This window comes from Lysinibacillus sp. NPDC093210 (assembly GCF_044753985.1).
Lineage (GTDB): Bacteria > Bacillota > Bacilli > Bacillales_A > Planococcaceae > Lysinibacillus.
This window is the reverse complement of record NZ_JBIVOE010000004.1, coordinates 251,253-275,694: the sequence shown is the minus strand read 5'-3', so window position 1 is coordinate 275,694 and position 24,442 is coordinate 251,253. Positions and strand designations below refer to the sequence as shown.

The 24,442-nt window shown below is 37.3% G+C and carries 24 protein-coding genes and 1 riboswitch; of the genes, 14 read left to right on the top strand and 10 right to left on the bottom strand.

From position 1 onward, the window contains the following. A partial coding sequence (locus ACIP9C_RS12685) for a hypothetical protein (RefSeq protein ID WP_401011089.1) occupies positions 1 to 622 on the bottom strand: 622 nt, incomplete at its 3' end. A gap of 211 nt (positions 623 to 833) precedes the next feature. On the opposite strand from ACIP9C_RS12685, the gene ACIP9C_RS12680 reads away from it, so the two are divergent. From ACIP9C_RS12680 to nhaC, 3 genes are all read left to right on the top strand, one after another. Then, positions 834 to 977 (top strand): hypothetical protein, encoded by a 144-nt coding sequence (locus ACIP9C_RS12680; protein WP_401011087.1) that lies wholly within the window; start codon positions 834 to 836, stop codon positions 975 to 977. Between the two features lie 244 nt (positions 978 to 1,221). Continuing rightward, on the top strand, positions 1,222 to 2,337 hold the full coding sequence (locus ACIP9C_RS12675) for an amidohydrolase (protein WP_401011085.1): 1,116 nt from the start codon (positions 1,222 to 1,224) through the stop codon (positions 2,335 to 2,337). A 278-nt stretch (positions 2,338 to 2,615) separates the two neighbouring features. Beyond that, positions 2,616 to 4,064, top strand: coding sequence for a Na+/H+ antiporter NhaC (gene nhaC / locus ACIP9C_RS12670; RefSeq protein WP_401011084.1), 1,449 nt, complete (start codon positions 2,616 to 2,618; stop codon positions 4,062 to 4,064). Between the two features lie 187 nt (positions 4,065 to 4,251). Here the strand turns inward: nhaC and ACIP9C_RS12665 are convergent, their stop codons facing one another. Then, positions 4,252 to 5,496, bottom strand: coding sequence for a hypothetical protein (locus tag ACIP9C_RS12665; RefSeq protein WP_401011082.1), 1,245 nt, complete (start codon positions 5,494 to 5,496; stop codon positions 4,252 to 4,254). 78 nt (positions 5,497 to 5,574) lie between these two features. Here ACIP9C_RS12665 and ACIP9C_RS12660 point away from each other — a divergent pair, with 78 nt between their 5' ends. Together ACIP9C_RS12660 and ACIP9C_RS12655 are read left to right on the top strand one after the other, a co-directional pair. Then, on the top strand, positions 5,575 to 6,687 hold the full coding sequence (locus ACIP9C_RS12660; RefSeq protein WP_401011080.1) for a mandelate racemase/muconate lactonizing enzyme family protein: 1,113 nt from the start codon (positions 5,575 to 5,577) through the stop codon (positions 6,685 to 6,687). Positions 6,688 to 6,699: 12 nt separating this feature from the next. Next, complete coding sequence (locus ACIP9C_RS12655) at positions 6,700 to 7,380, top strand: GNAT family N-acetyltransferase (protein WP_401011078.1); 681 nt, start codon at positions 6,700 to 6,702, stop codon at positions 7,378 to 7,380. Positions 7,381 to 7,466: 86 nt separating this feature from the next. Here the strand turns inward: ACIP9C_RS12655 and ACIP9C_RS12650 are convergent, their stop codons facing one another. Beyond that, positions 7,467 to 8,177, bottom strand: coding sequence for a Fe-S oxidoreductase (locus tag ACIP9C_RS12650; RefSeq protein ID WP_401011263.1), 711 nt, complete (start codon positions 8,175 to 8,177; stop codon positions 7,467 to 7,469). Between the two features lie 116 nt (positions 8,178 to 8,293). Between ACIP9C_RS12650 and ACIP9C_RS12645 the strand changes: the two genes are divergently transcribed. After that, positions 8,294 to 8,725, top strand: coding sequence for a DUF4395 domain-containing protein (locus ACIP9C_RS12645; protein ID WP_401011076.1), 432 nt, complete (start codon positions 8,294 to 8,296; stop codon positions 8,723 to 8,725). 265 nt (positions 8,726 to 8,990) lie between these two features. Here the strand turns inward: ACIP9C_RS12645 and ACIP9C_RS12640 are convergent, their stop codons facing one another. The 3 genes from ACIP9C_RS12640 to ACIP9C_RS12630 all read right to left on the bottom strand — a co-directional run bounded on the left by ACIP9C_RS12640 (position 8,991) and on the right by ACIP9C_RS12630 (position 12,345). Continuing rightward, positions 8,991 to 9,965, bottom strand: a complete 975-nt coding sequence (locus ACIP9C_RS12640; RefSeq protein ID WP_401011074.1) for a DMT family transporter — start codon at positions 9,963 to 9,965, stop codon at positions 8,991 to 8,993. 429 nt (positions 9,966 to 10,394) lie between these two features. Next, positions 10,395 to 11,624 (bottom strand): peptidase T, encoded by a 1,230-nt coding sequence (gene pepT / locus ACIP9C_RS12635; protein WP_401011072.1) that lies wholly within the window; start codon positions 11,622 to 11,624, stop codon positions 10,395 to 10,397. Positions 11,625 to 11,694: 70 nt separating this feature from the next. Then, complete coding sequence (locus ACIP9C_RS12630; RefSeq protein ID WP_401011070.1) at positions 11,695 to 12,345, bottom strand: lysoplasmalogenase; 651 nt, start codon at positions 12,343 to 12,345, stop codon at positions 11,695 to 11,697. A gap of 192 nt (positions 12,346 to 12,537) precedes the next feature. Between ACIP9C_RS12630 and ACIP9C_RS12625 the strand changes: the two genes are divergently transcribed. Further along, positions 12,538 to 14,217 (top strand): hypothetical protein, encoded by a 1,680-nt coding sequence (locus ACIP9C_RS12625; protein ID WP_401011068.1) that lies wholly within the window; start codon positions 12,538 to 12,540, stop codon positions 14,215 to 14,217. Between the two features lie 47 nt (positions 14,218 to 14,264). On the opposite strand, the gene ACIP9C_RS12620 is transcribed toward ACIP9C_RS12625, so the two are convergent. Next, positions 14,265 to 14,690 (bottom strand): hypothetical protein, encoded by a 426-nt coding sequence (locus ACIP9C_RS12620; protein WP_401011067.1) that lies wholly within the window; start codon positions 14,688 to 14,690, stop codon positions 14,265 to 14,267. Positions 14,691 to 14,892: 202 nt separating this feature from the next. Next, the gene (chrR, locus tag ACIP9C_RS12615) at positions 14,893 to 15,624 is read right to left on the bottom strand and encodes a class II chromate reductase ChrR (protein WP_401011066.1); all 732 of its coding nucleotides are present in this window, start codon (positions 15,622 to 15,624) and stop codon (positions 14,893 to 14,895) included. Positions 15,625 to 15,940: 316 nt separating this feature from the next. On the opposite strand from chrR, the gene scpC reads away from it, so the two are divergent. Next, positions 15,941 to 17,461: a succinyl-CoA:acetate CoA-transferase ScpC gene (scpC, locus tag ACIP9C_RS12610; RefSeq protein WP_401011064.1), complete on the top strand. Its 1,521-nt coding sequence runs from the start codon at positions 15,941 to 15,943 to the stop codon at positions 17,459 to 17,461. Between the two features lie 216 nt (positions 17,462 to 17,677). Here the strand turns inward: scpC and ACIP9C_RS12605 are convergent, their stop codons facing one another. After that, entirely contained in the window at positions 17,678 to 18,319 is a 642-nt protein-coding gene (locus tag ACIP9C_RS12605; RefSeq protein ID WP_401011063.1) for a glycerol-3-phosphate acyltransferase, read from the bottom strand. Between the two features lie 156 nt (positions 18,320 to 18,475). Further along, positions 18,476 to 18,589, top strand: a riboswitch (SAM riboswitch). A gap of 113 nt (positions 18,590 to 18,702) precedes the next feature. Between ACIP9C_RS12605 and ACIP9C_RS12600 the strand changes: the two genes are divergently transcribed. The 3 genes from ACIP9C_RS12600 to ACIP9C_RS12590 all read left to right on the top strand — a co-directional run bounded on the left by ACIP9C_RS12600 (position 18,703) and on the right by ACIP9C_RS12590 (position 22,195). Continuing rightward, complete coding sequence (locus tag ACIP9C_RS12600; RefSeq protein ID WP_401011061.1) at positions 18,703 to 20,004, top strand: O-acetylhomoserine aminocarboxypropyltransferase/cysteine synthase family protein; 1,302 nt, start codon at positions 18,703 to 18,705, stop codon at positions 20,002 to 20,004. 404 nt (positions 20,005 to 20,408) lie between these two features. After that, positions 20,409 to 20,795: a hypothetical protein gene (locus ACIP9C_RS12595; RefSeq protein ID WP_401011059.1), complete on the top strand. Its 387-nt coding sequence runs from the start codon at positions 20,409 to 20,411 to the stop codon at positions 20,793 to 20,795. A gap of 413 nt (positions 20,796 to 21,208) precedes the next feature. Continuing rightward, positions 21,209 to 22,195, top strand: a complete 987-nt coding sequence (locus tag ACIP9C_RS12590) for a homoserine dehydrogenase (protein WP_401011058.1) — start codon at positions 21,209 to 21,211, stop codon at positions 22,193 to 22,195. A gap of 62 nt (positions 22,196 to 22,257) precedes the next feature. On the opposite strand, the gene ACIP9C_RS12585 is transcribed toward ACIP9C_RS12590, so the two are convergent. Then, on the bottom strand, positions 22,258 to 22,488 hold the full coding sequence (locus tag ACIP9C_RS12585; protein ID WP_401011056.1) for a MerR family transcriptional regulator: 231 nt from the start codon (positions 22,486 to 22,488) through the stop codon (positions 22,258 to 22,260). 157 nt (positions 22,489 to 22,645) lie between these two features. Here ACIP9C_RS12585 and ACIP9C_RS12580 point away from each other — a divergent pair, with 157 nt between their 5' ends. The 3 genes from ACIP9C_RS12580 (at position 22,646) to ACIP9C_RS12570 (ending at position 24,438) form a co-directional block, all read left to right on the top strand. Next, the gene (locus tag ACIP9C_RS12580) at positions 22,646 to 23,503 is read left to right on the top strand and encodes a DMT family transporter (RefSeq protein WP_401011054.1); all 858 of its coding nucleotides are present in this window, start codon (positions 22,646 to 22,648) and stop codon (positions 23,501 to 23,503) included. A gap of 109 nt (positions 23,504 to 23,612) precedes the next feature. Beyond that, the gene (locus ACIP9C_RS12575; RefSeq protein ID WP_340821152.1) at positions 23,613 to 24,305 is read left to right on the top strand and encodes a response regulator transcription factor; all 693 of its coding nucleotides are present in this window, start codon (positions 23,613 to 23,615) and stop codon (positions 24,303 to 24,305) included. Beyond that, on the top strand, positions 24,283 to 24,438 hold the full coding sequence (locus tag ACIP9C_RS12570) for a hypothetical protein (protein WP_401011052.1): 156 nt from the start codon (positions 24,283 to 24,285) through the stop codon (positions 24,436 to 24,438). Before ACIP9C_RS12575 ends, ACIP9C_RS12570 begins: the two co-directional genes overlap by 23 nt. Positions 24,439 to 24,442: the final 4 nt, after the last annotated feature.

Below are 24,442 nucleotides of genomic sequence, written 5' to 3'. Positions count from 1 at the left end.
AGGCGAGTGACTCCTGCGGGAACAGCACAAAACGAAAGCCACAACAGACGGCGCGACAGCGACGGTTGTGGCTTACGATGTGCCCGCGGAAAGCACACGCTGTAGCGGACATCAAAGACGTGGCAAAAAAAGTGTTAGATTGATGGCATTTTTCCTTTATGTAATAAAAATGAAACCTTAGTGGGTCAATCTTTTGCAGTAAATCAAAAATTAGAAGTGAATGATGGTAGCGAAGGCGAGTGACTCCTGCGGGAACAGCACAAAACGAAAGCCACAACAGACGGCGCGACAGCGACGGTTGTGGCTTACGATGTGCCCGCGGAAAGCACGCGCCGTAGCGGACATCAAAGACGCGGCAAAAAGTGTTAGATTGATGGCATTTTTCCTTTATGTAATAAAAAGGAAACCTTAGTGGTTCAATCTTTTGCAGTAAATCAAAAATTAGAAGTGAATGATGGTCGCGAAGGCGAGTGACTCCTGCGGGAACAGCACAAAACGAAAGCCACAACAGACGGCGCGACAGCGACGGTTGTGGCTTTCGATGTGCCCGCGGAAAGCACGCGCCGGAGCGGACATCAAAGACGCGGCAAAAAAGTGTTAGATTGATTACACAATCTAACACTTTTTCCTTTTCCTCTATCTATTTTTAGATTTCAAAAAGGAAAAGGCATGATTTTTACATGGGATTGCAATAAATTTAACTTTTTATCATCTCATAATGAGATGAAATTAATATTTATTATGCATAATAAGTATTATTTATTGATTTTTAATAAAAAGCTAGTATATAATTCTTTTATCAGAAAATTCTATTAATAAAGGAGGTAACAAAAATGGAGCACATTTTTAACTCAAAATTTGAAACATATTTGATGGACCAGGAGTCGGAATTACAAATTACTGACCAAAATATTGAGGAGCAACCAATTCAAATACACTATGAAGAATATCCAGAGGGTTTTTTTACAAGTTTATAAATCATTTTTCGAAAGGCTGTGCTAAAAGTGGAACATTATCTTTTAGCACAGCCTTTTGTTATGTATAAGAAATGTACAGACACTATTTGTATGAAGTTTACATAAAGTAGGAAGAAGGTTTTAAACATTTTCTTAATATTAAGTTATATGATATTTAAATAAATATAGTACTAATTTCATATATACTTTTCTAAAAAGCTTTCATGTATAATGGGGGAGAAAAAAGGTATATCGAGGTGTAGTTATGACAAGTGCAGCAATGTTAGAAGAAACAATGTATCAATGGTTTGAACATTTTCATAATTATCCAGAAGTAAGCTGGAAGGAGTATGAGACAACAAAGAAAATTGCATCTATATTAGATGAGTTAAATGTTTCTTACCGTTTGTTAGGCGATGTACCAGGGCTAATTGCAGAAATTGGTACAGGCGATGAGATTGTTGCAGTACGTGCAGATATTGATGCACTATGGCAAGAGGTAGATGGGAAATGGCAGGCAAACCATTCATGTGGTCATGATGCCAATATTACAATGGTTCTAGGAGCATTATTGTTACTAAAAGATCGACCGCTACAACATCGTGTACGATTTATTTTCCAACCTGCTGAGGAAGTAGGAAATGGTGCTTGTGCCGCATTTGATCGTGGTGCTGTAGATGGTGTTTCACATTTATTTGGTGTCCATTTGAGACCTATTGAAGAGCTTCCTTTAGGAAAGGTTTCACCTGCTATCCATCATGGTGCTGCGTATTTTTTAGATGGGTCTATTCATGGTACGGATGCACATGGTGCAAGACCACACCAGGGGAAAAATGCGATTGATGTTATTATGGCTATTCAGTTAATGTTAAATAGCATCCATTTGTCACCGTTCGAGCCACACTCTGCAAAATTAACAAAGATTATTGCAGATGGTGGTAGCACGAATATTATCCCAGGTACTGCTAGCTTTGCAATGGATATTCGTGCACAGCATAATGATCAGCTTGAGTTGCTTCGAAGCCGTATTGAAGCAGGTTTGAAATCAATTCAGCAGCAGTTTGAAATTGAACTGAAATGGAAATGGGTCGATTTCACACCTGGTGCAGAAGTTTCTCCTATAGCTGCTCGTATGGCTAAAAATGCTATAGTAGAATCACTTGGCGAGCAATTTTTAGCTGAGGAAATTACAACACCGGGTAGCGATGATTTTCATTTTTATACAGTTAAAAAACCAGAGCTAAAGGCAACGATGATTGGAATTGGTGCTAATTTAGGCCCGGGGTTACATCACCCGAAGATGACTTTTGAACGAAGTGCATTAATAGATGCATCGAAAGTACTTGCGTGTGTATTAGAAAAACAGCCTGAAAATAAGTAGAATATTTTGAAAAGGTTCTATCCAACTGTTTACTTTGGGTAGAACCTTTTTAGTTTGCCTCAAAACTGTAGAAATGCATAAAGATACGCTGTTTTGAATGGTTTGTAAAAGCTATTTGGAAGCGTTTTTTTTCCCTTTAACAGTCATAATTGCTATAGAAGCATAAAATTTTTGCGTTGACTTTATATTTTTTGAATATTAAGCTAAAAAACGTAAAAATATATTTGCGCCTGTGAAATAGCAAATCGTATTTAGGTGCAAAAAAAGGGGATGGGACAATGAAAAAGGAAATTAGTGCGAGTTGGGCACTCCTAACTTTCGCAATAATGATTACTACGATGCTTGTTACAGTAGTTATGTTAGAGCAGAGTCCTCACGTGCCATTGATTGTTGGAACAATTGTAGCAGCGATTGTTGCCAAAATGCATGGCTTTAAGTGGATGGAAATTGAGGAAATGATGTATAAAGGTATCCGCCTAGCTCTTCCGGCCATTGTCATTATCATTTTAGTTGGTTTGACAATAGGAGCATGGATTGGTGGTGGAGTCGTTGCCACAATGATTTTCTACGGATTAAAATTAATTTCTCCAGCCTGGTTTTTAGTAACGATTTTGCTATTATGTTCGATCGTTTCGTTAGCAATTGGTAGCTCATGGTCAACGATGGCAACTATCGGTGTTGCTGGTATGGGTATCGGCTTAAGTATGGGTATTACTGCACCAATGATTGCAGGAGCAGTAATTTCAGGTTCTTATTTTGGTGATAAGATGTCACCATTATCTGATACTACAAATTTAGCAGCAGGTCTAACTAACACAGACTTGTTTGATCATATAAAACATATGCTTTTTACGACAATTCCTGCACTAATCATTACACTTGTCGCATTTGGCTTTATGGGAAGACGTTTTGCTGATGTATCAATGGATTCAGAAAAAATTATGACAACGCTCGATGTGATGGAAAAAAGCTTTGTGATTTCTCCTTGGTTATTACTTGTCCCAGTTGGCGTTATTGTGATGGTGGCAAAAAAGGTCCCGGCAATCCCAGCATTAGTTATTGGTATTATTTCAGGCTTCTTATTACAAATTTTTGTACAAGGTGGTTCACCAACTATGGCTGTCCATGCCTTACAAGAAGGGTTTGCAATTTCTACAGGAAATGAAATGGTGGACGAGCTCTTTAATCGTGGTGGCTTAGATTCAATGATGTATACGGTTTCAATGACAATTGTTGCCATGACATTTGGTGGGGTGCTAGAGTATTCGGGCATGTTGAAGGCTCTTATGGATGTTGTCGTTAAGTTTGCTAAATCTACAGGTAGCCTTATTGCTTCAACAATTGCTGCATGTATTACAACAAATGCGACATGTTCTGAGCAGTACATATCAATTGTTGTACCTTCACGAATGTTTGCTGACGTTTATCAAAAACGAGGCTTGCACTCAAAAAATTTATCGCGTGCTTTAGAAGATGGGGGAACATTAACATCTGTATTCTTCCCCTGGAACACTTGTGGTGTATTTATATTAGCGACATTAGGTGTAAGCGCTATGGAATACGCACCTTATGCAATTCTTAACTTTGCTGTGCCGATTATTTCAATCATTTATGGTTATGTTGGGTTTGCTATTGTAAAGATGACACCAGAAGAGATTGAAGAGGCAAAGCAACGAAAAAAAGAAGCGCAAGAACAAGAGATGAATAATATGGTTGTAGCAGACTAATAAAAATGAGTTTGACTTAAAAAGAGCTATTGCTCGAAGAATAGAGCTTATTAAAGGAAAACAGTACAAGCCCCATCACATAGATTGCTGTTGGAAAGTGAAGAGACGCTCTAAGCATGGTTGATGCCGTCGTATGAGATTCTTCGCTCGCCAATGAAAAGCGCTGTGAGGGGGCTTGCCTTGTATATTAATAGGTTGCAAAGTCCAATTCATAAATAGTGCGTGGTCGTCCTTGTTGGTGGGGCATTTCTTCGCCAACAACTTTAGCATAGCCATGATCAACTAATTTTTTGATAATACGTTCAGTAGTACGTCGTGTAACTTGTAAGTATTCTGAAAGATTCTGCGCTGTAAAATGTGATGTCTGTCGTTCTTTGCTAAATTGAATAATTTTAGATATGTTTAGAGGGCTTAAGCTTGTCTGTTTAGCCATTTCTAAAACAAACGGATCTTTTGTTTTTAAAGAGAGTTTATTCGCTGAGTTTGGGAATGGACCAGATAAATTTTTATGTTCATCCAAAATATAAATTTCAAAAGGTTTGGCAAATTTTAATGCATGTGTAGCATTTTCAGCTGCTTCAAAAATCGAATGACCATAGCCAAAAGCAAGCCTAAAGGGAACGTCAATTCGTTGTATAAGATGCTGCAAATTTTCTTTTTCGAGTGCATTTTGCAAATGCCCAGCTGTTGTATAAAGCTCAAAATAGTTAGGGCTAATTTGCTTATAGGTTGAATGTGTTGTTGCCGTTATTTGCTGTAAAATATCCGCGCAATGACTAGTTTCAGGAATATCTAAAAATCCAACGGCGGCCTTTGCAGATTCCGATTTAGTAAGAAGAGATTGTGATTTCGTTTCTTCTAGACATTGTATAATGGAGCTCGTTGCATCTAGCATTCGCATAGCAGGAATGTTTCGTAGCTGCAATTCATCAAATACTGTATGAATGCTTGTAACGATATAGTCAATTTGTTTGGACTCCCATAGAGCGATATGCTTTTGCAAAACATTGTCAGCTGTTTCTGTAATTGAAATAGAATGAACATATGGTTTTGTACCGGTATATTCTATCTCCGTTAGAACGTTATCAACGAATATAGGGTGCATGACATCGATAGAAAGCCTTTGTAAAGGAATTGCCTGGTTCGCTATAAGAGATAATAAAGTCGTAGAAATTGTCATCTCATCTTGTTTTAAATAATTCCATGGAATCGGTAATGTCGCTAAAGATGTTTGCGCATGTAAATACGGCAATGTTCCTCCAAACAATAGTGCATCACATGGCTTAATTTGTTTTAACAAGGACGGTGCATCAGAAGGCTGATTGTAAAGATAAAATTCTAATTGAATATTCTCTATGTTTTGTGCGATACTAATTATACGATTCTTAAAAGCTTTCGAACATATAATTGCTATTTTAGTAGACAAAGGCATCTGTCCTTTTCTATTATTTTTTGAACAATTAGCGACGTATTAACGACAACTATAAACTAAATAGGAGTATGATATAAAATGAAAATCCAACAAATAGAAATTTTTGCAATTCAATTACCACTTATTGATCCTTTTATTATAAGCTATGCTACATATGATACAATGCCTTCTATCATTTTGAAAATAACAACTGATACAGGTATTGTAGGATATGGAGAAGCAGTACCTGATGAACATGTTACAGGTGAGTCGTGGGAAAGTACGTATGCAATATTAAAAAACCAACTTGTACCTGCAATCATTGGAGAAAATCCTATGGCTTTTGAAAAGCTACACGATAAAATGAATCACATCGTAAAAGATGTACCTGCTGCTAAAGCGGCAATTGATATCGCATGTTTTGATATTGCTGGTAAAGCATTACAGGTTCCAGTTTATCAACTACTTGGCGGTCGCTATCATGAGAAATTCCCAATTACCCATGTGTTGAGTATCGGAACGCCTGAAGAAATGGCAAATGAGGCAGCTAAACGCGTGGAAATGGGCTATCAATCATTTAAAATGAAGGTGGGAACTGAAGTTAGACGTGATGTTGCCCGCATAAAAGCAGTACGTGAGCGTGTAGGTGAGGATATTGCGATACGTGTTGATGTAAACCAAGGATGGGGAAATGCTTCTACAACATTACAAGGATTACGAGCACTAAAGAATTTAAATATCGACTGGTTGGAACAGCCTGTTGATAGTGAAGACATTGATGGAATGGTAGAAATTAAATCGAAATCCGATGTACCGTTAATGATTGATGAGGGACTTCGCGGAGTACGTGAAATGCGTGAAATCATTTTGAAGCGCGCTGCAGACAAAGTGAATATTAAATTAATGAAATGCGGTGGGATTTACCCTGCTATGAAATTAGCAGTAATGGCAGAAATGGCAGGTATTGAATGTCAAATTGGTTCTATGGTTGAGTCTTCTGTAGGTTCTGCCGCTGGTTTCCATGTAGCATTTTCTAAAAAAATTATGACAAGTGTCGAATTAACAGGTCCATTAAAATTCTCAAAGGACATCGGCAATTTACACTATGATGTTCCATTCATTTGCTTAACAGAAAAACCAGGCTTAGGTGTAGATGTAGATGAAGAAATCCTGAAGGAACTAAGTGAATTTTCAACAACAGTAACAGCTTAAGGGGGCTTCGACATGGAAAGAATTTATGAAGGAATACTCGGAGAAACGCCTTTTTATGTTACTCAATTACAGCTGAAGCATTTACCAGCGATAGAAAAATTACAGCAAGAGGTATATGAAGCATTGCCCGACCAAAGTATTTTACAGCCATTAACTACAGAAGAATTCGAATACATTTTACAGGGAAATGGTTTGATGATCGGGGCATTCGTTAATAATGCGTTAATCGGTTTTCGGGCATTATTGAATCCACCTATTGATGACGAGCATCTTGGATATGATTGCGGCATTGTTGAGGATCAATTCCATCGCGTGTTATATCAAGAGATATCAAATGTTTCACCACATTATCGTGGCTACGGACTACAAAAAACGTTAGCGACTATTGTGATGAATGAAATTGATTTGGATTGCTATGACTATGTCTGTTCTACGGTTAAACCATATAATATACCAAGTTTAAAAGATAAGTTTTCTCAAGGGCTCGTGATAAAGGGCTTGAAGATTAAGTATGTTGATAAATTACGCTATATTTTTTATAAGAATTTACAACAGGAGCAACCTGTATATACTGAAAAAAGAGCTGTTTTGATGCGAGATACCGCCTTACAGCAGCAATTTTTGAAAGAGGGCTATACGGGAACTGCAATGTATGAAGAACAAAATGACTGGTTCGTTGTCTATGAAAAATAAACGTAATGTTAACTAACAAATATAGTTATATTTATTTAAAAAGAAGGCCTTACTTTTTCACGCAAATGTGAGAGTAAGGCTTTTTGTTATTTCTTAAGTGGACAAAATCCACATGCAAGTAGGCCGGGAATATCCTTTGAAAAGCAGCAGGATTTCCGTACAGGAACGTTAACTAAGTTTGTAGGGCTCTGACCGCCAGTATATTCCGCCCACCATGATTTTTGTGAAAAGCGAGCCCATGTTTTTGGGTTCTCTAAAATTTCAATATCATCCATTGCTTGATCTGCCAAGCCGGGGTTAGACAACAGTATATGATAATGCCAGAGGAGGTAGCCAAAGAAATTTTCCCAAATTGTTAAGGGTGAAATCGATGTTACTTTGCGCAGTTGCTGAACGATAACATGCCCGTCATATAAAATTTTTTCAATGACCGATTGTCGCTCCTCTTCATCCACATATCGCCAATCGTTAGGATTAACGAACATTGCGACAGTGAAACTATTGAATTCCTTAGCCGCATCAAAGCGAATTTCAATAGGTTTTCCATCCCATACTTCATCGTAGGCAGCAAGCATATAAAGCTGCATAGCGAAAAACATACCATAGCGACGTGCAAAATGGGAAATGGCTGCTGTTTCTGTTGCAGCATCTGTAATGCCCATCATTAGATTTAAAAAATCAGGATGGTAAAAGTCTTTATGTATATCAGCCAATGTAAATAATGTTCGTTTTGGCTCCGTTGTATAAATACTGTAGGAATTCAGTTGTCTGACTTGATCCATCGTTAAAGCGGGCATTGTCATCACCTTTTCTTTCAATCATTAACTTCAATTATAAGTTATTCATTTTTACTTCACAAATGGTATGCAATATAGTAAAATACATTAAACATATCTGAAAGGTAGGTTTTTAAATGTCATTGCCACATGCAATTCCACGTCCGCTCGTACGACTCAATCAGTGGACTATACTGATAAGTGTTATACTGACATGGCTAACAGGAATTGAAGAGATATTAGCGATTCCTTTAGTAGCAAATTTACTTGGTGTATTATGTGATTTTAATCCAATTATCCGATTTGGGAAGCTGTTTTTGAAAAAAGCTCCTACTGCGTATATACCAGAGGACGCACAGCAACAAAAGTTTAATTCAAGTATTGCAACCATATGTTTAGCTGGTGGTCTTGTCGCCTTTTTGTTTAATTGGCAAGTAGTAGGGTATGTGTTTACAACGATGGTAGCAATCGCTTCATCAGTTGCAATTGCTGGGTTTTGTATCGGTTGCTTTTTGCATTTTCAGCTAAAGCAATGGCAATATAGACGGAAACTTAAGAAAGCATTATAATCATTAAAAAAATTTTAAGATAATTAAAAGATAATAGTTGACATTTTAATTGATAATGATTATCATTATCATTGTAAAGATTATTCCTTCTCTGCAAAACAAGTGTAGAGAGGATGAACTTTAGCTACTTTTCTCCAGAAGTTTGCTAGTTCATAAAGCGCTCCTAAAACCCCCCTCATTTTTTGGGAACGTAAAATCTCTAGACGGCTTATTCATACGGAATGAGCCGTCCTTTTTTATTCGTAAATAAGTTCAACAGCCTTTGTTAAGTTGACTGCTCAGAAGGGCTAGATTGTTGAGGAATGCTTTTTTTTCCAAGCACCATCGTATAGTAGCTATGCAACAACATACCAACAATAATAATACCAAGTCCAGCAAGTGCAATTGGCTCTGGAAACGCAATTCCGAGTAATAACGCCTCACCAATAATGACAAATAGGATTTCAGTTGATTGAGTTGCCTCAACAGCGGCTAGTTTGCCTTGATGTTCACGAACGCGATCAGTTGCGATGAAAAATAGAATGGTTGCAATTACACCTGAGCTAATCCCAACTAGTAGAGATTGTAGAACTTGACTTAATGAAGGTAGTCCAACTGTTACAATGGCATAAATGGCCATCACAATCCATGCAGGCATTGAAGCAACTGTCATTCCAAGCACCCGCTGGAATGTATCAACACGTCCCCCGCATACCTCCATCATTTTGCGATTTCCGAGTGGGTAGGCAAATGCAGCAACTACAACAGGTAAAATCCCTAATAAAAGATTTTTTGTTGGAACAGACTGTGCCTGTGGTACTTGAATCAATAAAATTCCTGCTAAAATAACACATGAAATAAGCAAAGAAATTAACGGGATTTTTTGACGTACTGTTTTTCCAGCAATTACTGTTACAAAGAGGGGAGCGAGTAGAACACCTGCAACAATTGTAAATTGCCATGTTCCAGAAACGAGCCAGCCCGGACCGAATGCCGCAGCAAATGTAATTGGTGCATAAAATAGCACGAAGCCAACGAAGCTCCATAGTAGCCATGCCACAGGTCTACTTTTCATTTCATTCGTTAGTTGCGAAAAGCCTTTTCGATAAAAGACGATGGCTAATAAAAATGGCAACATGAAGAAATAACGAAGTGATGCACTCCATAGCCAACTGCCTCCTTGCATTTCCATCGCATGATTTAAAATAAAGGTCACTGCAAAAAAAAGTGAAGCTAAAATGCCTAATGCAATTTCTTTCAAAATCCATCATCCTAACTTTTATGTAATTTGAAAATTCAGTTATTATTATCGAGAAATCAACATCGACATAATGAGCAATCTTAAACTTGATTCAGTAGAATCCGCTAAATCAGTAAAAGGTGAAAAAAAGCCTTTATGAACGGTTTATGGTGATGATTCACCTACAATTAAAGGCCTCAGCATATGTAGCAGATTTTTTGAGGTGCTTTTCGAGCGGGCTATAAAAATTGTGGACGCAATTATGCCAAGACAAAATTGATTATTAAAGTAAAAATCCGCGTTGACTCCTAAGAAAAGAAAATGCACTGGCCTAGTAGCATCACTAGCCGTACCTTACCCATCAGGAGCGAAGCGGATTTTAGTATCTTGAAGACTTTTTAGAGCGCCCTCGCTTTAAATTGTTTCTTATCGCTCGAATTTAAAAATGACTTATTTGCCTTGCTGTTCAAATAATTGCACGATTTCAATAATAACTTGTGTAGCTTTTTCCATTGTTTCGGCAGATACATATTCGTATTTACCATGCATGTTCTCGCCACCTGCAAAAATGTTTGGCGTTGGTAAGCCCATATAAGAAAGTTGAGAGCCATCAGTACCACCACGAATCGGTAATGTATTCGGTGTAATATCTAATTTTTCCATTGCTTGACGTGCAATGTCAACAATTTCTTTTACAGGTTCAATTTTTTCACCCATGTTATAGTATTGATCCTCGATAGAAATTGTTAGTGCATCCTTACCAAACTGAGCTTGTAGTTTAGCAGCAGCATCACGCATTAATTGCTTTTTCGCCTCAAATTTTTGACGATCATGGTCACGTACAATATAAGAAAGCTCAGTATGTTCAATAGCGCCTTTAAAGCCCATTAAATGGATAAAACCTTCATAGCCTTCTGTTTTTTCAGGTACTGCATCTGTAGGCATTTCGTTTTGGAAAGCAATCGCCATTGTGATAGAGTTGACCATTTTATTTTTCGCCGAACCTGGGTGTACGCTTGTTCCTTTTGTGATGACTTTAACACCTGCAGCATTAAAGCTTTCGTACTGTAGTTCACCTAGTGGTCCGCCATCCATTGTATATGCGTAATCAGCTCCGAATGCAGCGACATCAAATTTATGCGGTCCACGGCCGATTTCCTCATCAGGAGTGAACGCTACACGTAATTTACCGTGCTTAATTGAAGGATTATTTATTAAATATTCCATAGCAGTCATAATTTCAGCAATGCCCGCTTTATCGTCCGCACCTAAAAGTGTTGTACCATCTGTTGTAATTAGTGTTTGCCCAATGTAATTTTTTAGTTCAGGGAATTCAGTTGGAGATATGGCTAAATTTTTGTTTAATTGAATGTCACCGCCATCATAATTGTCAATACGTTGCGGATTAACATTTGTACCAGTGTAGTCTGTTGCTGTATCCACATGCGCTAAAAAGCCGATAGTCGGTACTTCTTTATCTGTATTTGCTTCAAGTGTTGCAAATAAATAGCCATTGTCATCTAATGTAATGTCTGTTAAGCCGATTGTGGCAAGTTCATCCTTCAATACATGCAATAAGTCAAATTGCTTTTGAGTGGAAGGAGTTGTTTCACTTGTGAAATCTGATTGTGTATCGATTTTTGCGTAGCGAATTAATCGCTCGATTACTTGTTCTTTCATAGAATATACGGCCTCCTTTGTAGGTGTCTGGCACTCAAACAATTCAGAATTGTTTGAGTGCCAGGCACTTTCATTGTACCACTTTACTTCGGATTTCGGAATATTGAAGAATGCTCAATGCAATAAGTATTTGAGCACTATAATATGTGATCATAATAACTTCATGTGAAAAAGGTAATGGCATGACAAATTTATTAATCGCTAAATAGGAATCCGATGCGATAAATAATATTGCACCAATGATAGCCAAAGCAGAACCAGTGCGAATGGCAGTCCAGCCCATTGTTAAAATGATTGAAATATACGCTAAAACTGCAAAAGTGAGTATAGTTTCACCAGATTTAAAGACAGTAGTGGCAATCCAGCCCGCCATTAATACACCATATAGCAGTAATACAACCTTTGCCCAAGTTGGTACTGGCTGTTCATTTGTACTTGAAAAGGCAAAAATATAAAAAATATGGCCAATTAAGAAGCTTGTAAGACCAATAAGAAACCACTGTAATGTGTAGTCACCTACCATACAAAATAGTAGCCCAATAACTATTAATAGTTGATATTTTTTAATTGATTGTGCTTTTTGGGTTGCAGCCATAATTATAATCAAAATCATAGGAATGACTTTGAATATTAGTTTCAAACTTTGGTCAATATGTGAAAAGAAAAAAATATAATAAAGACCAAATAGTATGATGAACGTTAAAAAATTTTTTCTAGCCAAGTTTTTCAGCTCCTTTACAATGAAATTCTCTATCGTTGTTTAAATTTCCTTTTTCAAGTATAAGCTCTTTTTACCTCGCAATGTTCTTCTATTAAGGGTAAGGGGAGAGGTATCCAATTCAACTTATGTTTGAAACTTTTTTAATATGTAACCGTAAATAAGTAGACAGTAAGTGAGGAGAGGGTGAACGGTATGACTAAGCTATTGATAGCTTCTGTAGTCATTGCATTAATTGCGAGTGTACTATTAACACCGCTAATAACGAAGAAGCGTGAAGATGGAGAATCGAAAAAAGTAGTTGGTTACTTTTTCATTGGTGTTTTTGTAATAGGATTTATAGCGTCGGGTATTACGCTGTATGTTACAAAAATTGATGTTAACTGGCTTGTCTTTTGGCCAGTAATTATATTATTAACTTTATGTGGTGCATTTCTTGCAAGTGGTATTGAAAGAAAGATTAAAGGTGTTTTATTTTTAGCAAGCTTAGTTGTGGGGGTCTATGTATTATCCGCACCGCTGTGGAATGCTAACGATAAATTCAAATCAGCGGAAATGAAAGAAGAGGTTGAGATTAAGCCGTTTGATGAAACGCAAACACCGGCGAGTGTCCCACCTAAATTCGTCCGAAATAAAATGAAAAAAGCATTTGGGCAAGTACCGAATACAAGTTATTACGAGCTAGGACGTTTACAAATTCAGAAAGTAAATGGTGAGTATGTTTATATCGCTCCAGTTGAATTTTCTGGTTTCTTTAAATGGATGAATGGTAAGACGACACCAGGTTATTTTACGATGAGTGCTACTGACTCAGCTGACAATCCTAAATTTATCCCGCAGGAAATGAAATACGTTCCTTCTGCGTTTTTAAATGCTAATTTAGAGCGTCATATGCGCTTGCAACATCCATTCCTTATTTTCTATGGAGATGTTCAGCTAGAAATTGATGATGACGGTAAACCATACTATATCCGTTCGTATGGGGAATTTATTTCTGCACGAAATGGCTTTGATGTACAGGGCATTGTACTTGTGGATGCATTAACAGGCAAATCTGAGCTTGTAAAATTAGATGATGTTCCGGAATTTATTGATGGTGCCGTTTCACCAGAGACAGTAAGTTTACAAAATAGCTATTATGGAAAATACGTTCATGGTTACTGGAATAGTATGTTTGGTAAGAAAGATGTCAAGTTGCCTTCAGATGAAGGCACGGAATCAAATGTTAGCCCGATATTCGATGAGGCAGGCGATATGTATTATTTCACTGATTTCACAAGTCCGAAAGAGGGCGTGGATTCAATGCTTGGCTACTCATTAACGAATGCTCGAACTGGGGAAGCGACATATTACACAGGAAATCAAGATGAATCGTATATGGATTCACAAGGGAATTTGCAAATCATTGAAAAGAAATTTATTGAGAAAAAGTGGGCAGGAGAAATGCCTGTATTGTATAACTTTTATGGTGAGGCAAGTTGGTTAACAGCAGTGCTAGATGCTAATGGCTTCTTACAAAATTATTTCATCGTGTCCGCAGCAAATCCTGAAATTTCAGCCTATGCAACAACACCGAAAGAAGCGCTGAAATTATATAAAACAGCACTTAGCCGTGGTGGAAGTACGGTTGATGGTAGTTCAAATGCAGAAGAGAAAAACGCAAGTGGAACAGTACTACGCGTTTATAAGGAACGCCTCGGTGACTTTACCCTCGTATCGTTTTTACTGAATAATGGTGAAAACTATTTAGTAAGTGCAGAAACGGAGCCTCTTGCAATTTATTTACAAGAAGGTGACGAAGTAATACTAACTTATGGTGATACAGGAGAGCAATTTTTACCGGTACGCTCGCTAATAATTAAAGGCTTACAATAAAGAAAAGACGATCAGCACAATGAATTTTGTTGTCTTGATCGTCTTTTTTATGTAGTCTGATTCTCGATGTAACGTAGCATCTTTTCTTTATGATTAGAAAAGAGTGTTGCAGCATGATCGTTTAATGCAAAAATCTCTTGAATATAGCCTTGCAACAAATTATTTTCGTACTCTAAAGAATGTGTTGTTTCGTTTGCTATAATATGCTCCAATAAAAGCGCATGCAGCACAACCACTTCTAGGTTCTGTGTATTTGTCACAAATTTTAAGTTTAAAATAGTTGTATAGGAAACGAATTGATCGACATATGCAATAGCTTCTTTGTATTGATTGAGGTCGATATGTTGTTCAAGTCGCTTTCTTAATAGTAAGCATTCGTTATTTAAGTCTTGGATTTTTAAAAATAAACCTCTTACGCTTCTCTTATGTTGTTGTTCTAGGGTACGGGCAAGATGCTTATTAACAAAGGACATTTTTACAAAACTCCTTTCGAGATAGGGTCCTTCTATTAATATTAATGGAAATGTTGGAAAAGGGAAGAGTCTTTTCGTTTAATTTGTACCTGAATTTAACATATCCATCAAGTCAAAAATACTAGGTTGGCATTAAAAAAACGTTAAAAATATGAAAAAAGTGGAGTTATTATCAGACGATAGTAACCCCACTTAAGTAATGTTATTTCCAATTAAATCCTTTTTGTGCTAGGAAGCTATTAATGTGTGGACGACGCTGTTCAACTAAAAAATCAGCCATTTGCTTTGTCCAATTATCAATTTTCCGATTTGAGGAACGACTATTGTAATATTCTTCCATAATTTCGTTATAAGCAGGTAACAGTTCCTCATATTTTTCTGTATTGTACGCATTTTCATGGAGGATAGCAGCAACTGGTAAACGAGGCTTAACCTCATTGCGTCGAGCTGGAATGCCAATTGTTAAACCGAACAATGGGAAGACATAATCCGGTAGATTAAATAATTCACTAATTTCTTCAGGCTTATTACGTACACCGCCTATATAACAAATACCGTACCCCATAGATTCAGCTGCAATAACAAAGTTTTGCGCAAATAATGACACATCCGCTACGCCAACAAGAACGTTCTCAGCCGAATCTGCGACAATATCAACGCCTTCTAATCTCCCTGCCATTTGTAGGCGTTTAAAGTCTACACAAAATACAAAAGCACCACCTGAAGTTTCGTACTGACGTGGATTTCCTGACAGCAAACCTAGCTTTTCTTTTTTCTCCTCGTCTGTTACCCAAATTACGCTATATGCTTGTACAAAGTGAGAAGTTGCTGCCATCTGTGCAGTAGCAATTAAATCCTCAACGATTTCTTTAGATATAGGATTCCCATCATAAATACGAACCGAAGAGTGGTTACGTAATAATTCTTTAACCATCTATAAAGTCCCCTTTTCCCAATTAATATACCAAGAGCATATCACGATTTTTTGCTAAAATCGAATCAAATCCAATATAAAAAAGGGTGAACTATTAAGATAAAACTATTTTCAAATAAGTAAGACTAATTATAAATTTACTCGTAAAGTAAAATATTTTGTTGGATATAGCTTAAATGTTCTGAATAGTGTAAAATTATGTATGACGACAGGTTATTTATCTCCTGTTTTTTTACATTGGTTGGGTGTACCGATGTGGATGTGAAGGGCAAATAATCTAGTTGAAGTAAATAAATGTGGGATGGGGGAATAAGGTATGGATGAAAAGTTAGCAAAAAAGCTTCGTAATGAACAATTACGAAACAAAATCGTATCAGCAGAAGAAGCAGCATCTTGGATTAAGGACGGCATGGTACTTGGTATGAGTGGATTTACACGTGCAGGTGACGTAAAAGTAGTCCCGCTTGCACTTGTTGAGAAAGCAAAAACAGAAAGCTTCAAGGTAGATGTATATACAGGTGCATCACTTGGACCTGAAGTTGACCAGTACTTAGCAGAAGCTGGTGTGATTCGCAAGCGTGGACCTTTCCAAGGAGACGCAGGCATTCGAAACATGATTAATAGTGGAGAAGTCACTTATGTTGATGCCCATTTATCACACAATGCTGAATTAGTACGTCAGGGCATTATTGGTCCGATTGACTTTGCTATTATTGAAGCTGCTGCTATTACAGAAGATGGCTTATTAATTCCTACAACTTCAGTTGGTAACTCTCCAATTTTCGTACAAGAAGCAGACCAAGTTATCATCGAGCTAAACGTAGCACAGCTTGATGCATTAGAAGGTGTGCATGATATTTTTGTTCCAGGACCACAAGGTAAACGTGATCCAATTCCAATGCTAAATGTGTCAGATCGTCTTGGTACAATTGGCATTCCACTAAATTTAGACAAAGTAAAAGGCATTGTTATTTCAGATATTTTAGATGCGCCATCAATGATTGTTCCGGCTGATGAAGAAACAGATATAATGGCAAATCATCTACTGAATTTCTTAAGAGAAGAAATTAAAGTAGGTCGTTTAACGACGAGTTTACGCCCATTACAATCAGGTGTAGGTTCAGTGGCAAATGCTGTATTATTAGGTTTCAAAGATTCCGAGTTTGAAAATTTAGAAGTTTATTCGGAAGTACTACAGGATGCTGTATTTGAATTAATGGATGCTGGAAAAGTAAGTTTTGCATCTGCAACTTCTATTACCCTATCTGAAAAAGTAGGAAACCAAGTGTACGGAAATTTTGAAAAATATGCAGATAAATTAGTATTACGACCACAGGAAATTTCTAATCACCCAGAAATTATCCGTCGACTCGGCTTGATCTCTGTAAATACAGCGCTTGAATTAGATATTTACGGGAATGTAAATTCAACTCATGTTTCTGGTACAAAGATGATGAATGGTATTGGAGGTTCTGGAGATTTTGCTCGTAATGCACGATTAGGTATTTTCGTGACAAAATCGTATGCAAAAGGTGGGAAAATTTCTAGTATCGTTCCAATGGTTTCGCATGTAGACCATACTGAACATGATGTGGATGTTATCGTAACAGAGCAGGGTGTTGCAGATTTACGAGGTCTAGCACCTAAAGAGCGTGTCGGTCTAATCATTGAAAACTGTGCGCATCCAGATTATAAGGAGCAACTATGGGCGTACTTTAATGACGCAAATGAAGCAACAGGTGGTCACCATACACCGCATGATTTAGAAAAAGCACTTTCTTGGCATGTGAATTTAGCGAAGAACGGTACAATGCTAGATCCATCATTTGCTAAATAATAATATATTTAAAAAGTGTTAGATTGACTGTCATCGATCTAACACTTTTTGCTATGCGTTGATGTCCGCTTATACGGATGCATTTCACGGGCACACCGTAAGCCGCAACCGCTGCCGCGCTGTCACTTGCGTCTGACGTTTGTGTTGTTTCCACAGTAGTCACCGCCCTTAGTACCACCAACTAGTGTCCTCGAAGTTATATCTCATCCTCTTGTTTTATGCTGATTTTTTAAAGGCAGATGTTACTTTCGGTTCTGTTCCAAGGAATAGCCTTTTAATATTTTCGATATGCAAGATGAACGCTATACATAAAAGTAGAATGGAAATGATCGTTGGGCCAATTCCGGGTATCCATAAATAAGTTGCTGTACAAAATACAATATAAAATTCTAACACACCGACGATTAAATAGTTTGTTGCTAAAGATAAAATCACAAATAATATGAGTGCACATAAAGCAATTTTCCAATCGACAGCAAGTAAAATCCCGATAATGGAGGCGGTACCCTTGCCGCCTTTGAAGCCCATATGGAATGGGAAGTTGTGTCCTAAAATAACACTAGCAGCCATTGTATAGATTAAGAGCCACGTTTGTATTTCTGTGAATTGAGACGCATTAGAAGAAAAGTAGTAGATGGCACAGAGAATAGCACCAACGCCTTTACCAATATCAATCAGTGCCACTAATATGCCGTATTTCCAACCGAGAGAAAGCGTTGCATTTGAGGCACCAGCATTGCCATGACCAGTCTTTTTTAAATCAACACCTGAAAGAAATTGTGCCACTTTAGATCCGTGAATACAGCCTATTAAATAACCGATAACAATTATAATAAAAAAAATCATAGCTTTTTCCATAAAAAATGCTCCTTTCATTTTTATTTTTTATATAGTGTATGTGCTCTTATTACGTAAATTAGCAGACAGAAGTTTCAGAAAAAAATAAATTTTACTGTTGACAGAAAAAAAGTCTATGTTTATACTGTGTAACAACGATGGAAATTGAATCACATACTCTTATCAAGAGCGGCGGAGGGATAGGCCCTATGATGCCCGGCAACCAGTGAGTGACGAACTTGCTAAGGTGCTAATTCCTACAGATTCTTACTTGGATCTGGCAGATAAGGGGAGGAAAACTTGCAACCGCAACCCTCTTCTTAACTGAAGAGGGTTTTTGTTTTCTACACATAAATCCTCCTCATCTCCGGTACCATCGTAAAACCATTAAGGAGGAAGAAAATATGTCGAATTTCAAACCAGAAACATTACTATTACACGGTGGTCAAGAGCCAGACCCAGTGACAGGCTCTCGAACTGTACCAGTGTACCGTTCAACAGCCTTCGTATTTAAAGACACTGCTCATGCGCAACGTCTTTTTGCATTAGAAGAAGCGGGCAATATTTACACACGTATTACAAATCCAACTGTAGATGTTTTTGAAAAACGCGTCGCTTTATTGGAAGGCGGTACAGCAGCAGTAGCACTTTCATCAGGTGCAGCAGCTATCGCATTTTCAATTTTAAATCTAGCAGGAGCAGGGGATGAAATCGTAGCAGCAAGCTCTTTATACGGAGGAACATATAACTTATTAGCAAATACACTACCAAACTACGGTATTAAAACAATTTTTGTAGATGAAACAAACCCTGAGAATTTCCGATCTGCGATTAATGAAAACACAAAAGCAGTGTTTGCTGAAATTTACGGCAATCCAAGTTTAAAGGTTTTAGATGTTGAAGCAGTAGCAACGATTGCTCATGAAAATGGCTTGCCTTTAATTATTGATAGCACATTTGCTTCACCATATGGCGCAACGCCAATCGACTTTGGTGCAGATATAGTTGTTCACTCAGCGACAAAATGGATCGGCGGTCATGGTACAACTTTAGGCGGCGTAGTTGTAGATGCGGGGAAATTTGATTGGACACAAGGTAGATTCCCTAGATTTACAGAGCCAGACACATCTTATCATGGATTGCGATACGGTATTGATACTGCAGCGGCTGCATTTGCCACAAAACTGCGAGTGCAATTACTACGTGATTTTGGCCCAACATTAAGTGCTGATGCAGCTTTTAACTTACTACAAGGTTTAGAAACGCTTCATTTGCGTATTCCTAAACACAATGAAAATGCGTTAGCAGTCGCTGAATATTTACGTAACCACCCATCCGTGGAATATGTAAACTATAATGGATTAGAGGATTTTGCTTCCCATGACTTAGCGAAGAAATACTTGAAAAATGGCTTCGGATCAGTGCTTACATTTGGCATTAAAGGTGGACGAGAAGCAGGGCGTCAGCTAATAGATAGCGTGAAACTATTCTCACATGTAGCAAACGTTGGAGATGCAAAATCGTTAATTATTCACCCGGCATCGACAACCCATCAACAATTATCTGCTGAGGAATTAATCCAAACTGGCGTATCCGAGTCGCTCATTCGCTTATCAATCGGTTTAGAGGCAGTTGAGGATATTATTGCAGACTTAGAACAAGCAATTGCACAAGTAACACCTGCTGAACAAAAAGTAGAAGCTTAACATAAATTAATAAATTAGATTCATGTCGTAGCGTTAACGTATTTTCTCATTCGAAATGCCTCATTTGGTAATGCGTATAACGTTGCTACATCAATCATTACCTCATTCGGTAAGTTATCAGAAATTTCCTATAAATAATACCTAGTATTTTTATAAGTATTGTTGACTTGATTAAAACCATGCTATATACTAGGGATTAAGTTAAATGTTCGAATGGCTACCAACCTAGAACAATTTTAAAGAGTGTTGATGTTACGTAATTCTAAATCCCGCCACTGTTTTGGCGGTAACAACCAATTTGTTTTCATAAGTGCTCCCCCACTTTTGAATATATGAAAAGAGTGTAGCTACATAGCCAGTAGCTATGCTCGCTTTAAAAAACTGATCGAAAAGGAGTGTTATAAATGGGAAATGTTTATCGGGCACAAAATGTAACAGCTTATATAATTTATGAATTAAATGAAAGTCATCATTTTGTGAACAACCTTTCCATTCAAAACTTACTTTCGACAGTTGAAACAAAATGGCAACAAACTTTTGGACATAGTGCTTTTGAAGAAATCGTATATGCTAAAGAAGAAGGCTATATAGTCAAAGAAGTTTTTGAAGAGTATGAGGCTTACGGTACAAGTCATATTGCACTACCAGCGACAGAATATTATTTAAAATACGGATCGTTTCAATTAATTGAACGCACATATGCGGTACCGAACTTTACACAAGAAGAAGTAATGCTAGTGCAATCAGCTTTAGCGCAATATCGTTATCGATTATTTTTACAAGCAAGTTAACTTTCCCTTATATTTTTTAGCTCATTCTCTACTGCTATAGGGAATGAGCTTTTTGTTGCGTTTCACTTTGTGAAATTAGTTACTGCTTTTCAAAAACAACTTATTCTATAGCGGGTATCTTCATACATATATAATAGAAGAAAGACATTTCTTTTTTTAAAGAATTCGTCAAAAGTTGTTCAAAAATTATAGATTTAGTAATAAAACGTATAATAAAGGCAATGAAACCGATTTCTTTTGCACGCCTAGAGAAAACAAATGTCCATCCTAGAAAGATTTTTCTTGTGCAATATATTTATTTGCGTTACAATTTTCTTTAGGTTAAATTTTGAATTATTTGAATATGTGCTTGTAGGCACAGACTTTATATATATATAAAACTGGAGAAATGTACGTTGGAGGGAATAACAAGTATGGCAACTATAAAGGCAGCAATCTTAGGATTTGGAACTGTAGGTCAAGGTATCTATCATATATTGAATGAAAAGCGTGAAGAACTAAAACGGAAATTAGGCATTGAATTGGAAGTAGCAAAAATATTAGTAACGGATACTAGTCGTGAACGTGTTCCAGGTACTGCTCATTTATTAACAACAAGTATGGATGAGGTTTTAGCAGAGCCAGGCATGCAAGTTGTATTTGAAGCAATTGTCAATGAAGAACCGGCATTTGGTTATTTAAAGCGTGCAGTTGAACATAAGTGTCATGTGATTACAGCAAACAAGGTGATGTTTGCAAAACGTGGCTTAGAATTACAAGAGCTTGCAAAGTCAAATGGTGTATTCGTGGGCTTCGAAGCAACAACAGCAGGCGGCGTGCCTGTTATTAAAACAATGAAAAATATTTTGCTTGTAAATGATGTGAGCCGTATTCAAGGTGTTTTGAATGGAACATCAAATTATATTTTAACAAAAATGCGCGCACAGGGTTGGTCCTTTGAGAAAGCTTTAAAAGAGGCGCAAAACTTAGGTTACGCAGAAGCTGACCCGTATAATGATGTATCTGGTCAAGATGCTTTTAAAAAGTTAATGATTTTAAGCGCATTAGCATTTGGTGAACAACCAGATTGGGCTGACGTCGAAGTAATTGGTATTGACTGTATCTCAGCTGAGCAGGTAAAGGATGCTTGTGAAAAAGGCTTACGTTATCGCCATGTAGCTGAAGTGGAGAAACTTACAAATGGTAAAGTCGTAGCAAAGGTCGGTCCACAATTAGTAGATAAAGAGCATCCACTTTATCCGGTCGATGACGTTAATAATGCGGTTGCGCTCGAAACAAATTATATTGGTACATTAACATTAGTAGGTCCAGGCGCAGGCATGTATCCAACGGCAAGTGTGATGGTTGAGGACTACGCTGAGATTATCGGAAAACGTGCCGGATTTGTAGTAAGTATTTAGTTGAGTAGGTGCCAGGCACTCAAACAATTTTGAATTGTTTGAGTGCCTGGCACTTTTAAAGTTTAGTCTTCGTCCTTCACATCAATATCTTCAGGAATAGGTGTGTTACGCCAAATTTCTATTTCTTCTTTTATCCGTTCTAGCTGTTCAAAATAGGTACTAAATTGTCCACTATTAATCAATATTTGATCCCCATCATAAATTGAACGGATGCGTCCTTCATAAACAAGTCGTAGTATCTGCTCCTCAGGCATGCCAAGTTCTAGGGCTGTTTCTTCAATAGTTTTATACATAAACAGTCGCTCCTTTTAATGTTACTATTATACCTCCTCTGTTATAGAAAACATAATAATGGATTGTATGTAAGGAAAGTAAGTTGGGAATTGTTTGGTTTTGGATAAATCTGTATAGTTAACAGTAATAGTGTTAAAGGTTAGGAGGGAATCAACAATGGTCTATCCATATTTTTTTGTACTTCTAGCAGCTATTTTATGGGGAATGACAGGGACAGCACAAACTTTTTTAGATAATGGTGTATCGCCGTTTGCAGTGGCAACTATTCGCTCAGCAATCGGTGGTGGATTATTATTAGTTGTAGTAGTGTTGTTACGTAAAATTACTTTTCGAACATGGTCCTGGAAATGGACAATATTGGCGGCGGCAAGTATTGCTTTATTCCAAGGTCTTTTTTTTACATCTATCCGTCTAACAGGCATAGCGATTGGCACTGTTGTGACAATTGGTAGTGCCCCGATGTTTTCAGGCGTGCTGGAGTGGCTACTAATGAAAATGCGTCCAACAAAAGTATGGGGCGTCGCAACTGTTATGACAATTACAGGATGTATTCTATTGTTTATTAATAATGGAGATGGAACGATACATATGGGTGGCATAGGGCTAGCCATTTGTGCAGGTGTTTCTTTCGCAGTATATACAAATATAAGTAAAAAACTAATGGCACAGCAGGAAGCATTACCTGCAGTTGCTATGACGTTTTCAATTTGTGCACTATTATTACTACCGTTTTCAATTGGCAGTGGATTTAGCTGGCTATTAGATACACAAAACTTATGGACAATGCTTTTTATGGGCGTTATGTGTACAAGCATAGCGTATTTATTGTTTTTAAGTGGTCTTCAGAAAATTAGCTCGTCATCTGCTGTAACATTGTCCCTTGCGGAGCCCTTAACTGCAGCAATGTTAGGCGTAGTGCTAGTTGGCGAGCATTTAAGTGTAACATCTTGGTTTGGTGTTGCAATGCTACTTGGTGGCATTGTGGTTCTTACATTTGCAGGGAGGAAAAAATAGAAATAGTAAGAATGGAAAATGGTAAAAGCTTAAGAAATTCTTCATTTTTATCCTAGTTGGTTTTTAAGATTTTATATGTAGACTATTAGTTGAGAGCGAGGTGTATATCATGACGAAGTTAACAGTTCTTGTAACAGACGATGATCAAGATATTCGTGATGGTATTGAAATTTACTTAAAAAATGAAGGTTATCATGTCATTAAGGCAGCAGACGGTGTAGAAGCACTTGAAAAGCTGGAAAATAATGAAGTACATTTAATTATTTTAGATATTATGATGCCAAATATGGATGGTATTACGGCGACGTTTAAAATTAGAGCAGAACGCAACATTCCGATTATAATGCTTAGTGCGAAAGCTGAAGATGGTGACAAGATTCATGGCTTATCCGTTGGAGCTGATGATTACGTGACGAAACCTTTTCATCCATTAGAGCTGTTGGCGCGTGTTAAATCACAATTGCGTCGTTATGTACAACTTGGGACGTATAATGACGGCGCAGCAAAGGTAGAAATTGATGGTTTAGTGCTAGATGAAGATGCAAAGGAAGTAGTGTTGGAAGGCGAACCTGTTCGTTTAACGCCAATTGAATATAAAATTACAGAATTACTAATGAAAAATGCAGGACGTGTTTTTTCGATTCGAGAAATTTATGAACGTGTATGGAATGAGGAAGCTTACAATGCAGAAAATATTGTAGCTGTTCACATTCGGAAAATACGTGAAAAAATTGAGGCAGATCCGAAAAATCCGCGTTATTTAAAGGTGGTATGGGGCGTTGGCTATAAAATGGAAAAATAAAATAGAGAAGTATGCAACAATAGCAGGATTTGTGGCAGGTGTTATCGGTCTCGTTTATTTCGGTATTTATGCATATAAAATGGTAAATTCCCGCTCCTCCGAAATGCTACAATTTTTTGAAAAAATTTTTTAGAGGG

Bases quoted from the DNA above. Each gene is read 5' to 3' on its own strand.
- ACIP9C_RS12680 (WP_401011087.1), top strand. From the start codon at position 834: ATGGAGCACATTTTTAACTCAAAATTTGAAACATATTTGATGGACCAG.
- ACIP9C_RS12675 (WP_401011085.1), top strand. From the start codon at position 1,222: ATGACAAGTGCAGCAATGTTAGAAGAAACAATGTATCAATGGTTTGAA.
- nhaC (WP_401011084.1), top strand. From the start codon at position 2,616: ATGAAAAAGGAAATTAGTGCGAGTTGGGCACTCCTAACTTTCGCAATA.
- ACIP9C_RS12665 (WP_401011082.1), bottom strand. From the start codon at position 5,496: ATGCCTTTGTCTACTAAAATAGCAATTATATGTTCGAAAGCTTTTAAG.
- ACIP9C_RS12660 (WP_401011080.1), top strand. From the start codon at position 5,575: ATGAAAATCCAACAAATAGAAATTTTTGCAATTCAATTACCACTTATT.
- ACIP9C_RS12655 (WP_401011078.1), top strand. From the start codon at position 6,700: ATGGAAAGAATTTATGAAGGAATACTCGGAGAAACGCCTTTTTATGTT.
- ACIP9C_RS12650 (WP_401011263.1), bottom strand. From the start codon at position 8,177: ATGCCCGCTTTAACGATGGATCAAGTCAGACAACTGAATTCCTACAGT.
- ACIP9C_RS12645 (WP_401011076.1), top strand. From the start codon at position 8,294: ATGTCATTGCCACATGCAATTCCACGTCCGCTCGTACGACTCAATCAG.
- pepT (WP_401011072.1), bottom strand. From the start codon at position 11,624: ATGAAAGAACAAGTAATCGAGCGATTAATTCGCTACGCAAAAATCGAT.
- ACIP9C_RS12625 (WP_401011068.1), top strand. From the start codon at position 12,538: ATGACTAAGCTATTGATAGCTTCTGTAGTCATTGCATTAATTGCGAGT.
- ACIP9C_RS12620 (WP_401011067.1), bottom strand. From the start codon at position 14,690: ATGTCCTTTGTTAATAAGCATCTTGCCCGTACCCTAGAACAACAACAT.
- chrR (WP_401011066.1), bottom strand. From the start codon at position 15,624: ATGGTTAAAGAATTATTACGTAACCACTCTTCGGTTCGTATTTATGAT.
- scpC (WP_401011064.1), top strand. From the start codon at position 15,941: ATGGATGAAAAGTTAGCAAAAAAGCTTCGTAATGAACAATTACGAAAC.
- ACIP9C_RS12605 (WP_401011063.1), bottom strand. From the start codon at position 18,319: ATGGAAAAAGCTATGATTTTTTTTATTATAATTGTTATCGGTTATTTA.
- ACIP9C_RS12600 (WP_401011061.1), top strand. From the start codon at position 18,703: ATGTCGAATTTCAAACCAGAAACATTACTATTACACGGTGGTCAAGAG.
- ACIP9C_RS12595 (WP_401011059.1), top strand. From the start codon at position 20,409: ATGGGAAATGTTTATCGGGCACAAAATGTAACAGCTTATATAATTTAT.
- ACIP9C_RS12590 (WP_401011058.1), top strand. From the start codon at position 21,209: ATGGCAACTATAAAGGCAGCAATCTTAGGATTTGGAACTGTAGGTCAA.
- ACIP9C_RS12585 (WP_401011056.1), bottom strand. From the start codon at position 22,488: ATGTATAAAACTATTGAAGAAACAGCCCTAGAACTTGGCATGCCTGAG.
- ACIP9C_RS12580 (WP_401011054.1), top strand. From the start codon at position 22,646: ATGGTCTATCCATATTTTTTTGTACTTCTAGCAGCTATTTTATGGGGA.
- ACIP9C_RS12575 (WP_340821152.1), top strand. From the start codon at position 23,613: ATGACGAAGTTAACAGTTCTTGTAACAGACGATGATCAAGATATTCGT.